The following is a 12244-nucleotide window of genomic DNA, read 5'->3' on the forward strand; positions in this document are numbered from 1 at the left end:
TTATGGTTTCAAATGCGGCAAGGCAACTGGCGGGAGAGCAACAACCGCAGCAAGCACCAAGAAAAAAGACTTATCAACAACCAAAGACTTCTCCAAGTCCGGTTAGATGGTCAAAATTTGAAAGATCTTTAGTAGCAGTAGGAAGTTTAATCACACTGTGCTTGATGATTAGCTTACTTTCTACGAAAATTAGTATTAATAATCAGCAACGGCGCTTACAGGATACTCAAACCCAAATTACTAAGGCAAAAAGTAGTAATACAAGTTTGCAGCAGGAAATTGCTGAATTGACGACTCAATCGCATTTGAAATCAGCAGCACATAAATATGGATTATCAGATAAAAATTCAAATGTAAGGAACGTTAATAAATAATGAATAAGAAGCCACAACGAACGAAAAATAGGGGACATAGAGAAAACCGAGGGACCTTTGGCAAATGGCTCTTTCTAATCACGGTTGGATTGTTTACCTTATTTATCGTTCGTTTTGCGTATATCGCAATAAATAAAGATGTTCAACATGTTAACTTACGGTCACAAGCGGAGCAAATTTATACCCAGCAGCGAATTATTCAAGCACGACGGGGTGATATTTATGATTCAGAAGGAAACCCCTTGGCAACTGATACAAGTAAATATACCCTCTATGCTGTCTTAGATCGAACCCAAAAGTCTTCTGATGGTAAACCATTATATGTAAAAGATCGGAAAAAAACTGCCAAGGTACTATCACAGTATATTGACCTGACACCAAAGCAAATTGAAAAGATCCTTAAACCAAAGGGGCAAGCCTACCAAGTTGAATTTGGAAATGCTGGAAGCAACCTTTCTGTTTCAACGATGCAGAAGATCAAGAATCGGCACTTGCCAGGAATTAATTTTATTGCGACTCCAGCACGTCAATATCCAGAAGGCGAATTTGCTTCTCAAATAATTGGGATGGCAACTCCTAAAGTTAAAAATGATAATGGAACTGAAGAGACCAATTTAGTGGGACAATTGGGCTTAGAAGGCTACTTTAATAAACAATTGACGGGAATAAATGGGTTGAGAAAGGATAAACAGGACGTCTATGGATACCAGATTGCTAATTCAAAGCAGGTAACTAAAAAAGCCATCAACGGTGATAATATCTATACTACCCTTGATTCACAAACACAACATTTTCTCGAAAATAAAGTTAATAAGGTTTACAAAAGTTCTAATGCCAATTCGATGACTGCAGTTGTAATGGAAGCCAAAACAGGTAAAATTATTGCCGCTACTCAACGACCAACGCTTCACGCAGAAAATAATCCGGTTTGGCGGAATATGCTAGTTCAAGATGCTTATGAACCAGGATCAGTAATGAAGATCTTGGCATTAGCTGCGGCTATCGATACCGGACATTTTAATCCTAATGCGACCTTTAATTCTGGAACATGGGCCATGGGTGGTGGAAAAATCACTGATTGGTCAAGTTCTGGTTGGGGAACAATTTCCTATAAAGATGCTTTTGATATGTCTAGTAATGTTGGTTTTGCTCATGTGGAACAGGACATGGGAGCAGAGACATGGATGAAGTATATTAAACGGTTTGGCCTGTTAAAAAAAGTCAATGTTATCGGAATGGGTAACGAGGTTAATGGTTACACTTCATTTAAAGGGATTCTTGCTCAGGCAAATACTGCTTTTGGACAGGGAATTACTGTAAATGTTATGCAGATGATGCAAGCGTTTAGTGCTATTGGTAATAATGGTAAAATGATGAAGCCTTATATTGTTAGCAAAGTTGTAGATGGCAATAGCGGGAAGACAATCCAAAAGGTCAAACCTAAAGTTGTTGGCCACCCAATAAAGGCATCGACAGCTAAGAAAGTTCTTGGTTACATGCAAGGCGTTGTTTACGATCAAAAGGGACTTGGTCATGATTACCAAATTAAGGGTTACAGAGTTGCCGGGAAGACCGCGACTGCACAAATTGGTGGAGCTCATGGTTATTCAACTGGTGATACAAACTACCTTTACTCTTTTGCCGGGATGGCACCAGCTAAAAATCCAAAGTATATTATGTATGTCACTCTTCGCCAACCGCAAAACCTTAAAAAACCAGTAACCAAACAAATTGCCAGTGTCTTTAATCCGACAATGAAAATGTTATTGAGCCAACAAAAAGTTGCGGAAAAAGCCAAAAAAAAGGTTATTACAATGCCTAATGTTGTTGGTCAGTCAAGTGATGACGCTAATAAGAAACTATCAGATAAAGGAATGCAGGTAATTGTTGTTGGCTCTGGCAAGAAAGTTAAACAACAATCAGCAGTTCCAGACGAACAAGTGCTAACAGATCAACATGTTATTCTTGACACTGGTGGCGAGTATAAAATGCCAGATATTTCTGGATGGAGTTCTGCGGATGTTCAACAATTAGCTAAGGTTCTTAAGCTAAAAGTAAAAGAAAACGGAAACGGTTATGTTACTCAGCAAAGTATTTCACCTGATACAACTATTAAACATGGAACGACTTTAACCGTTCAATATGAAGCTAAAAACTAGCAGAGAAACTAATTGGAGGTAAATATGAATTTCTTAAGTGCAGTTTTGACTATTCTTAGTTCATTCTTAATTACGTTTTTATTAATGCCCTCGTTAATTAAATATTTTCGGGCAAAAAAAGAAGGTCAGCAGATTCGTAAAGAAGGTCCTACCTGGCATGCTAAAAAGGCTGGGACGCCAACAATGGGAGGATTATTATTCATCTTCTCTGCAGTAGTAACAATTTTGTGGGTTGCTGCTTGGCAAGGATTAATTACGAATACGCTGTGGGCACTCCTCTTTGTCCTGGTTGTTTATGGCCTAATTGGGATGTGGGATGATAGTATTAAAATCTTTCATCATCAAAATGAAGGCTTTAAGCCATGGCAAAAGGCGCTATGCCAGGTATTAGCAGCAATGGTCTTTACTGTTATTTACCAGCATGAAGGTTTTCAAATGGGCTTTGGAACAACGCAAATTGGTTGGCTTTACGGTTTGTTTATTATTTTTTGGATCGTCGGCTTTTCCAATGCCGTTAATTTAACTGATGGACTTGATGGCTTAGTAAGCGGCCTTTCCATTATTTCTTTTGCGGCTTATTTAATTATTGCGTTGGTAAATCTCAATCAACCAGGTTATCCGGAAATTGCTCTTTTCTGTTTAGCAATGATCGGAACTTTACTAGGTTTCTTCCCTTATAATCATAAGCCCGCTAAGATTTTCATGGGTGATATGGGATCTTTAGCAATTGGGGCATCTTTAGCCGCTGTTTCATTGTTATTACATCACGAATGGTCTTTATTAGTAATTGGAATCGTTTATGTTTGTGAAACTGCTAGTGTTATTCTTCAAGTGGCTTCATTCAAAACAACTGGTAAACGAATTTTTAAGATGACTCCAATCCACCATCATTTTGAAATGAGCGGGTGGAGCGAATGGAAAATTGATATTGTGTTTTGGCTTGTAGGGTTAGTGGCTGCAATTATTGCTGTTACAACAATCTTATTAGTTGGTTAGGAGCAAAGAGAAATGAAAAAAATTGATGAATATCAAGGTAAAAAAGTTCTTGTAATGGGTTTCGGAATTAGCGGAATTAATGCGGCCCACTTATTGGAAAAACTTGGTGCAAATGTTACCGCTAATGATAAAGCAACTCCTAAAAATAACGATATTGTTGATGATTTAGAAGCTGATGGAATCAAGGTAATTACTGGTGATAATCCCATTTCATTAGCTAATGAAGGTTTCGATGTTGTAGTAAAAAATCCTGGAATTCCTTATGATAATCCATTAGTGGCTGCATTTGTTAAGCAAGGGACACCTATTATTACGGAAGCAGAACTAGGATGGCAAATTTTTGATGGTCACCTTGTAAGTGTAACTGGAAGTAATGGGAAGACTACCACAACGACTTTAACCCAACTAATGATTGCTGAAAATGCAAAATATCAAGTAAAATATGCAGGTAATATTGGAATTTCCTTTAGTAAAATTGCTGAGGGTTTAGGGCCAGACGATACATTGGTCACGGAATTATCTAGTTTCCAATTATTAGGAGCACCAACAATTCATCCGCATATTGCAATTATTACTAACATTTTTTCTAACCATTTAGACTATCATAAGACACGAGAAAACTATATTAATGCAAAGCTTAATATTACCCGGAACCAAACCAAGGATGATTTCTTAGTTATTAACTGGGATCGTGATGAATGGCAAAAGATTGCCCAGCGTAGTCAAGCTACCATTGTGCCATTTTCTCGTCTCAATAAGAGTCATGAAGGATCTTATGTAGAAGATGGAATGATTTACTGGCGTGGGCAAGAAGTTATGCCAACCAAAGATATTCGATTGATCGGTCCCCAAAATGTAGAGAATGCGTTGGCAGCAATTGCAGCGGCAAAATTAAGCGGTGTTACAAATGATGCAATAAAGAAAGTTTTAACAACATTTAGTGGAGTCCGTCACCGTTTACAATATGTGATGGAATACCAAGAACGACTTTTCTACAATGATTCAAAATCAACTGATATTGAAGCCACGGAAGTCGCCTTGCAAGGTTTTGATCGTCCAGTAATTCTTTTGGCGGGTGGTCTTGATCGTGGTTATACCTTTGAACGGTTGGTTCCGTACTTTAAGAAGCACGTCAAGGCAATGATTGTTTTTGGTGAATGTAAAGATAAAATGAAGGATGCGGGAAATCAAGCTGGGGTTCCAGTAATTGAAAGTGAAAATGCAATTACTGCGGTACCAGAAGCATGGAAGTTGAGTGAACCAGGAGATGTCATTCTCCTCTCGCCTGCTAATGCTAGTTGGGACCAGTTCCCGAGCTTTGAAGTTCGTGGTGATAAATTTATTGAAGCAATTGAAGAATTAACAGGAAAGAAGGAACAATAAGATGCGGTTATTGGTATCAGGTGGTGGAACTGGTGGTCATATCTACCCGGCATTAGCATTAATCGAACGCTTAAAGCAGGTTGAGCCAGATACTGAAGTGTTATATGTTGGAACAACTCGTGGCCTTGAGAATAAAATTGTACCGGATGCCGGAATTGAGCTTGAAACAATGCATATACAGGGCTTTAAGCGTTCTCTTTCTCTTGAAAATTTTAAGACAATCTATCTTTTCTTAAACTCTGTCCATCATGCTAAAAAAATTATTAGTGAGTTTAAGCCTGATGTTGTTTTAGGGACGGGAGGATATGTAAGTGGAGCTGTCCTATATGCTGCCGCAAAGAAACATATCCCAACCGTAATTCATGAACAGAATAGCGTTGTTGGCGTAACAAACAAGTTTTTAAGTCGCTATGTTGATCAAATTGCAATTGCATTTGAAGCTGCACGCAGTCAATTTCCTGCTGATAAAGTTACAATGGCAGGTAATCCTCGTGCTCAACAGGTAGCAGCTAAAAAAGATAGTGACTTTTCATGGACCAGTTATGACTTGAAAGATGATGTTCCAACTTTAATGATTTTTGGAGGAAGCCAAGGAGCACCGAAAATCAATAAGACAGTTGTTGACGCTATTCCAGAGTTCAATAAGCGTCCTTATCAGGTTATCTTTGCAACTGGTCAAAAACGGTACGATGATGTAAAGAAGCAACTAGCAGAAAGTAATATTAAACCGGCTGATAATGTTAAAGTTGTTCCTTACATTAAAGATATGCCGGCTAAAATGCCTCGGGTAGCGGCTTTGGTATCGCGAGCAGGAGCAACCACCATTGCTGAGGTAACAGCACTCGGAGTTCCTACAATTCTAATTCCTAGTCCGTATGTTACCGCTAACCACCAAGTAAAGAATGCTCAAGCTTTAGTTAAGAACAATGCCGGTCTAATGATTACTGAAGACAAATTAGATGCCCGGGCATTACTGACTCAAGCAGATAAGATTATGGAAGATGAAGAAGTACGTAAAGAAATGGCTCATGCTGCTGAAAAGATGGGACGGCCAGATGCTGCTGATAGACTAATTAAGATCTTGCATAAGGCAATTGACGAACACGAAAAATAAAGTATAGATTAGGAAGGGGGAGAAAAGATGTTGGATGATAGATCAGCAATTGAGCATCATAAATATTCACAGCGGCTAACTGAATTAGAAAAGCGAAGTGCTGCTGCTCAACAGCGACAACAGCAAAGAAAGCCCTCGAAAACTCATGTTGGTAATAAGATTCGTGGGATTAAGATTAAGCGCTATGTTTCTAATGGCGAGCGGGTCTTAAAATTAGTTGTATTATTCAGTGTTATTCTCCTCTTTATGCTTTATATTATTTCTCCCTTGAGCAAAATTACCACGGTTCATGTAACTGGTAATCATGATTTAACTAAAGAACAAGTAGAAAAAAACACAAATATTTATCCAGGACGGTTTATTTGGGGCGTTTATCTTGCTCGTCATCAACTCACTAAACAAGCTATTCGCAAAAATCCTCAAATAAAAGATTTAAGGATCAAGGTAACCGGTCCCCAGTCTCTGCAAATATCTGTAAAAGAAAATGCGCTTTTAGGAACAGCGGTGATGAATAATGATACATACGCTGTTTTAGCTGACGGCCAATTACAGCGAACAAAAAATGCTGATAATGGTATTGCTTATAAACGTTTTGATGGTCATAAAAATGTTCTTGCTACAACGGCCGCTCAGCTAGGGAAGTTGAAACCGGCAATAAGAAATGGTATTTCAAGCGTGAGTTATCAACCTACTAAAGAGTATCCAGATCGCGTTATTATTTATATGCGTGATGGTAATACAGTTTATGGCGACTTAAATACTATCGGGGATAAAATGGGATATTACCCTGCAATTGCAGCAAGTATGAAAAATAAGGGGATTATAGATCTTCAAGTCGGAGCTTATTCTTATGACTATGGATCTAAGGATAAATGATTTTGTGAAAAACCTTGATAATTCCCTTTTTTGTCATTGTTTATCTGTGGTAAAATTCTTATATAGGTTAAAAATACAATTAATTTAATTAATGATAGTCTTAGGAGGGTTCCTTTTAGAATGAATAATTCAGAAGTATACGTTGGATTAGATATTGGAACCACCTCGATCAAGGCACTGGTGTGTGAAAGTGTTAAGGGTCAGTTGAAAGTTATTGGTGTTGGTGTAGAACGATCGGCAGGATTAAACCGAGGAGTTATTGTCGACATTGATAAAACCGCCCAGGCAATTTTGGCGGCGGTAGCACAGGCCGAGGAAAAGTCCAACGTAGAGATTCAAAGTGTTGTAGTTGGCTTACCGGCAAATTACTTACAAATGCAACGAGTACACGGTATGATAACGATTGCAACAAGAGGACAATCAAGAGAGATTGTTAACCAAGACGTAATTGACGTTGCTCGTGAAGCATTGACGCAAAGTATTCCCCCCGAGCGGGAAATAATTGATTTAATTCCAACAGAATTTACTGTTGATGGCTTTTCTGGTATTAAGGACCCCCGTGGAATGGTTGGTGTCCGTTTAGAAATGAAGGCCACCTTGTATACAGGACCTAAGACCATTATTCATAATACAAAAAAGGCAGTTCAACAGGCAGGATATGACATTAAAGATTTTGTTATTACGCCGATCGCAACAGACTTTAACCTCCTTAATGATGGGGAGCAAGATTTTGGTACTGTTGTTATTGATTTAGGTGGTGGTCAAACAACGACCAGTATTATTCATGATCATCAATTAAAGTATACTTATGTTGATCCTGAAGGTGGGAAATACATTACTAAAGATATTTCTACGGTCATGAATACATCATTAAAAAACGCTGAACAACTTAAGCTAAATCATGGATATGCTATGGCATCCTTAGCCGATGAAGATGTCCAAGTTGACGTTAATGTTGTTGGCCAAAATGATCCTGTCCAATATTCAGAGCAGTATTTATCAGAAATAATTGAAGCACGAGTACGGCAAATTTTTGATCGTATTCAGGATAAACTTAAGGCTATTCATGCCCCTGAATTACCGGGAGGAGTAGTCTTGATTGGTGGAGTGGCTGCTCTGCCAGGAGTTAAGGAACTTGCTGAACAGTACTTTACTGGTAATATTAAGGTGAATGTTCCAGAACAAATGGGCATTCGTCACCCTCGCTATGCAGTTAGTTTAGCTTTGGGGATGTATGAAAATCAGTTATCAGATATTGATCGATTAATTAAGCAAACCGTTCAACGAATTGATACAATTAAGAGTCCCCATGAAGAAAAAAGACAAGCTGTTAATCAGCCACGTCAACAATGGACTGAAAAATCTGATAAATTACAACGTTCACAGCTAGAAGCACAGCAGCAACCAGTTACTGAAGAGCCAGCGCCAAAGAAGAAAAAGCAAAACGGCCTAAGTAATCGGTTTAAAAACATTTTTAATAATTTATTTGACTAATTTGGAGGAATACTGCTATGGATAACGAAACGTTCGCTAACGACAACCAATTTGCGGAAGCGCAAATCAAAGTAATTGGTGTTGGTGGAGCTGGCGGTAATGCCGTCAACCGAATGATCACTGAAAAAGTACAAGGTGTTGACTTTATTGTTGCTAACACCGACCTACAAGCATTAAATAATTCTCAAGCAACAACTAAGATCCGCTTAGGACCTAAATTGACAAAAGGATTAGGTGCTGGTTCAAATCCAGAAGTAGGAGAAAAAGCTGCCCAAGAAAGTGAAGAACAAATTAAAAAAGCTCTTGAAGGCGCAGATATGGTCTTCATTACAGCCGGAATGGGTGGTGGAACTGGTACCGGAGCAGCTCCAGTTGTAGCTAAGCTTGCTAAAGATAGTGGAGCATTAACTGTTGGTGTTGTGACTCGTCCGTTCTCATTTGAAGGACCGCGTCGAGCACGCTATGCTGCAGAAGGACTTGAAAAGTTAAAGTCAAATGTTGATACTTTAATTATCGTTGCTAATAATCGCTTATTGGAGATGATTGATAAGAAGACACCAATGATGGAAGCATTTAAAGAAGCCGATAATGTTCTTCGTCAAGGTGTGCAAGGTATTTCAGACTTAATTGTTACTCCAGGTTACATCAACCTTGACTTTGCTGATATTAAGACATTGATGTCTAATCAAGGTTCTGCCTTAATGGGGGTTGGTGCTTCTACTGGTGAAAACCGTGCTACTGAAGCAACTAAGAAGGCTATTTCTTCTCCATTACTTGAAGTGTCAATTGATGGTGCTCAACATGTCTTGATGGATATTACTGGTGGTAAAGACTTATCAATGTTTGAAGCTCAAGAAGCATCTGATGTGATTAAACAAGCTGCTGGAACTAACGTTGATATTTCATTTGGTATGTCCTTAAATGAATCAATGGGCGATGAAGTTCGCGTTACTGTAATTGCTACTGGAATTGATAAGAAAAAGAAAATTCAACAACAAAAGCCAGCGGAAAAAGAAGCACCACGAGTAACTCGGTCTATTCCACAAGAAGAACAACCCGTTGAACAACCAAAGCAACGAGATCCTTTTGATGGTTGGAATGATCCAACAGCCGATACAAGTAACCAATCAAGAAATTCTGATAACGAATTTTCTCACGTTACTAAGCCAGAATTTAACGTATTTAACGATGATGCGGCTAATACGGATGACAATGATGATACTAACTTATCGACTCCACCGTTCTTCAAGAATCGTCGTAAGTAAATAATTTAGCAAAAAGGTGGATTTTTTAATCCGCCTTTTTCTGTTTAGACCTATTAAGGAGGGTAATACAATGGCAGCAAATTTTTTAAAAAGCCTATTTGGTGAAGAAGACATTGATGAACAAGATGGTCTCTATGAAACAAGTGAGCAAGTTTCAACGCCAGCAAACACAAGCAACAAAGTAGTTTCAATTAATAGCGGGCGGCTTAACCAAATGAGCCAGATTTCCTTATACGAACCCCGTCTTTATGCAGATGTAAAGCAGATCGCATCCCAATTATTAGAAGGACATGCGGTGATCGTTAATTTCACTCAAATGGATACAAATGTTGCAGCACGGTTAGTAGACTTCTTAAATGGCACCGTTTTTGCAATTGATGGTGAAATGAAACGGATCGGAAAGGAAATTTTCCTCTGCACCCCTAAAAACTATGAAATCTCAGGTAGTTTAACGAGTAATCTAAAAAATGATGGTGATAAATTTTAATTACTAAAAGGAGTTAATATGATCGCATTTTTATTATGGGCTCTTAATCAATTAGTTGATGCTTATATTTTAGTGATAGTTGTGTGGTGCATTATGTCATGGTTCCCTAATGCACGTAATTCACGACTCGGTGATGTTATCAATCGGTTGGTAGAACCTTATATGCATTGGTTTGATTTTATTCCTCCAATCGGTGGGATAAGTTTTGCGCCGATGATCGCTATCCTTGTACTATATTTTGTTCAGGCAGGATTAGCACATATAGCAGCAATCATTTAATTAATACTAAGAGGAAGTAAATTTGAGCGAAGATAATATTAAACAGCATTTTCGTCCGGATGAAGCTACCCTTATTGACCAAGCAAATGACTGGGTAGCCACTGCAGAAGGTCAATATCGCCCTGTCCTCACTCCTTTTTTAAATCCACGTGAACGTTTTATTGTCCAAACGATTGTTAATCGAAATAACAATGTTAAAATAACAATGTATGGTGGTTGGCAAGGAGCAGAAATGCAACGAGTTCTAATTTATCCGCCTTATTATGAACCCTCTATCGAAGACTTTGCTTTACAGGCTTTAGAGATAAACTATCCTGTTAAGTTTTCAGAACTTCATCATCGGCAAATTATGGGAACATTGATTGGTGAAGGGATGGAGCGGAATGCATTTGGTGATATTTTAACTGATGGGGCGCATTGGCAAGTGATCGTAACGAAACCAATGGCAGAGTATTTACGGAAAAACGTTGAGCACGTTGGTCGAATTAAGGTTAAATGGATTCCGATCGCAACAGAAGCAGTGGTAACACCTAAAGAGGAATGGGTACCGATAGTTACAACGGTTTCATCACTACGGTTAGATGTTGTGATCGCTGCAGGCTTTAATTATTCACGAAACCGGGCAAAGCAATTAATAGAGCATGGTCAAGTTCGATTAAACTGGGAAGAGATTGATCGTCCAGATTATCAAATTGTGGTTCATGATTTGATATCTGTACGTCATGGTGGTCGCCTCAGAATCGATATGACTAATGGGAAAACAAAAAAAGATAAAGAAAGAATTACCATTTCAGTTGTAAATGCGTAATTTGAATGGAGGAATTTACTCATGAGTTTGACGGTTGATCAAATTAACAATAAGCAATTTAATACTAAGATGCGGGGTTATAATCCTGAAGAAGTTCAAGAATTTATTCAGGAAGTTTCACAAACAGTCCAACAATTAATAACTGAAAATAATAATTTACAAGAGCAAGTACGGGCTAATGATAGCAAGATTAAGTACTTTGCTGACTTGAAAGACTCTTTAAATAAGTCAATTTTAGTTGCTCAAGAGGCCGCTGATAAGGTTAAAAATAATGCTAAGCGTGAAGCAGATATTATGATTCGTGAAGCGCAAAAGCAAGCAACTGATATTGTTTCGGAAGCTAATGATAAGTCAAACCAAGTAATTGAAGATGCTGCTAATTCTACTAAGAAGTTAACAAGTGAAACTAATGATCTTCGTAAACAGACTCGGATCTTCCGTCAACGGCTTCAAGTCATGCTTGAATCTCAATTAGAAGTCATTAAGAGTAATGAATGGGACAAGCTTTTAGAAAATGATGACTTGAGTAAATATGACGAAATTGAAAAAATTTTAGGTAGTCGTCTTGACAGCAGTTCAGCAACCAGTGTAGAATCAACTGCAACAACTATTAGTGAAGAACAACCTGTTGAATCAGAACAGCCAGTTGCTTCTGCTGAACAATCAGAAGAGAGTGCACCTGCACAACCAACAGCTGTTAACGATGACAAAGGGTCAGATGCACCTGAAACTGTTGTCGTCTTCCCTGATAATAACAAGTAAATCACTAGGATCGTATTTTAATAAAATCGTTGAAGAGAATTGGAATAATTGTCATAACATTAAAGCGAGTCAACAATTGGTGAGAGGTTGATAATGTTTAACTATTCCTGATCATCTCGGAGTACCTCATTTGAGTTAGTTAGGATGAGGCGGTTCATTATCGTTATCTAATGACATGAGGAAACTTTAATTTTAAAGTTTTAAATCCGGGTGGTACCGCGAAGAAGCTTCGTCCCAGTAATGGGAG

General features: G+C 38.3%; 12 protein-coding genes and 1 other annotated feature. All 12 genes read left to right on the forward strand.

What is annotated here, in order from left to right:
* The first annotated feature begins 2 nt into the window (after nt 1-2).
* The 12 genes from ftsL (at nt 3) to SH603_RS04590 (ending at nt 11997) form a co-directional block, all read left to right on the forward strand.
* The gene (gene ftsL / locus SH603_RS04535) at nt 3-374 is read left to right on the forward strand and encodes a cell division protein FtsL (RefSeq protein WP_113896602.1); all 372 of its coding nucleotides are present in this window, start codon (nt 3-5) and stop codon (nt 372-374) included.
* Complete coding sequence (locus tag SH603_RS04540; protein ID WP_321534145.1) at nt 374-2533, forward strand: penicillin-binding protein; 2160 nt, start codon at nt 374-376, stop codon at nt 2531-2533. The genes ftsL and SH603_RS04540 overlap by 1 nt, the downstream gene beginning before the upstream one ends.
* Before the next feature lie 24 nt (nt 2534-2557).
* On the forward strand, nt 2558-3529 hold the full coding sequence (mraY, locus tag SH603_RS04545) for a phospho-N-acetylmuramoyl-pentapeptide-transferase (RefSeq protein WP_003666758.1): 972 nt from the start codon (nt 2558-2560) through the stop codon (nt 3527-3529).
* A 12-nt stretch (nt 3530-3541) separates the two neighbouring features.
* Complete coding sequence (murD, locus tag SH603_RS04550) at nt 3542-4912, forward strand: UDP-N-acetylmuramoyl-L-alanine--D-glutamate ligase (protein ID WP_169473024.1); 1371 nt, start codon at nt 3542-3544, stop codon at nt 4910-4912.
* Between the two features lies 1 nt (nt 4913).
* The gene (murG, locus tag SH603_RS04555) at nt 4914-6026 is read left to right on the forward strand and encodes an undecaprenyldiphospho-muramoylpentapeptide beta-N-acetylglucosaminyltransferase (RefSeq protein ID WP_169473023.1); all 1113 of its coding nucleotides are present in this window, start codon (nt 4914-4916) and stop codon (nt 6024-6026) included.
* A gap of 27 nt (nt 6027-6053) precedes the next feature.
* Entirely contained in the window at nt 6054-6902 is an 849-nt protein-coding gene (locus SH603_RS04560; protein WP_113896599.1) for a cell division protein FtsQ/DivIB, read from the forward strand.
* Nucleotides 6903-7022: 120 nt separating this feature from the next.
* The gene (ftsA, locus tag SH603_RS04565) at nt 7023-8396 is read left to right on the forward strand and encodes a cell division protein FtsA (RefSeq protein ID WP_321534146.1); all 1374 of its coding nucleotides are present in this window, start codon (nt 7023-7025) and stop codon (nt 8394-8396) included.
* Nucleotides 8397-8413: 17 nt separating this feature from the next.
* Nucleotides 8414-9661, forward strand: coding sequence for a cell division protein FtsZ (gene ftsZ / locus SH603_RS04570; protein ID WP_003666768.1), 1248 nt, complete (start codon nt 8414-8416; stop codon nt 9659-9661).
* Between the two features lie 70 nt (nt 9662-9731).
* Nucleotides 9732-10148: a cell division protein SepF gene (locus tag SH603_RS04575; RefSeq protein ID WP_003666769.1), complete on the forward strand. Its 417-nt coding sequence runs from the start codon at nt 9732-9734 to the stop codon at nt 10146-10148.
* An 18-nt stretch (nt 10149-10166) separates the two neighbouring features.
* Nucleotides 10167-10427, forward strand: a complete 261-nt coding sequence (locus SH603_RS04580) for a YggT family protein (protein ID WP_003674426.1) — start codon at nt 10167-10169, stop codon at nt 10425-10427.
* A gap of 22 nt (nt 10428-10449) precedes the next feature.
* The gene (locus tag SH603_RS04585) at nt 10450-11235 is read left to right on the forward strand and encodes an RNA-binding protein (RefSeq protein WP_169471840.1); all 786 of its coding nucleotides are present in this window, start codon (nt 10450-10452) and stop codon (nt 11233-11235) included.
* A gap of 21 nt (nt 11236-11256) precedes the next feature.
* Entirely contained in the window at nt 11257-11997 is a 741-nt protein-coding gene (locus SH603_RS04590) for a DivIVA domain-containing protein (protein WP_321534147.1), read from the forward strand.
* A gap of 20 nt (nt 11998-12017) precedes the next feature.
* Nucleotides 12018-12237: a binding site (T-box leader), on the forward strand.
* Nucleotides 12238-12244 lie beyond the last annotated feature (7 nt).

Source organism: Limosilactobacillus reuteri (genome assembly GCF_034259105.1).
In the GTDB taxonomy this organism is placed as follows: domain Bacteria; phylum Bacillota; class Bacilli; order Lactobacillales; family Lactobacillaceae; genus Limosilactobacillus; species Limosilactobacillus reuteri_G.

Coding starts and splice junctions, on each gene's coding strand:
- ftsL (WP_113896602.1), top strand. CDS start 3: ATGGTTTCAAATGCGGCAAGGCAACTGGCGGGAGAGCAACAACCGCAG.
- SH603_RS04540 (WP_321534145.1), top strand. CDS start 374: ATGAATAAGAAGCCACAACGAACGAAAAATAGGGGACATAGAGAAAAC.
- mraY (WP_003666758.1), top strand. CDS start 2,558: ATGAATTTCTTAAGTGCAGTTTTGACTATTCTTAGTTCATTCTTAATT.
- murD (WP_169473024.1), top strand. CDS start 3,542: ATGAAAAAAATTGATGAATATCAAGGTAAAAAAGTTCTTGTAATGGGT.
- murG (WP_169473023.1), top strand. CDS start 4,914: ATGCGGTTATTGGTATCAGGTGGTGGAACTGGTGGTCATATCTACCCG.
- SH603_RS04560 (WP_113896599.1), top strand. CDS start 6,054: ATGTTGGATGATAGATCAGCAATTGAGCATCATAAATATTCACAGCGG.
- ftsA (WP_321534146.1), top strand. CDS start 7,023: ATGAATAATTCAGAAGTATACGTTGGATTAGATATTGGAACCACCTCG.
- ftsZ (WP_003666768.1), top strand. CDS start 8,414: ATGGATAACGAAACGTTCGCTAACGACAACCAATTTGCGGAAGCGCAA.
- SH603_RS04575 (WP_003666769.1), top strand. CDS start 9,732: ATGGCAGCAAATTTTTTAAAAAGCCTATTTGGTGAAGAAGACATTGAT.
- SH603_RS04580 (WP_003674426.1), top strand. CDS start 10,167: ATGATCGCATTTTTATTATGGGCTCTTAATCAATTAGTTGATGCTTAT.
- SH603_RS04590 (WP_321534147.1), top strand. CDS start 11,257: ATGAGTTTGACGGTTGATCAAATTAACAATAAGCAATTTAATACTAAG.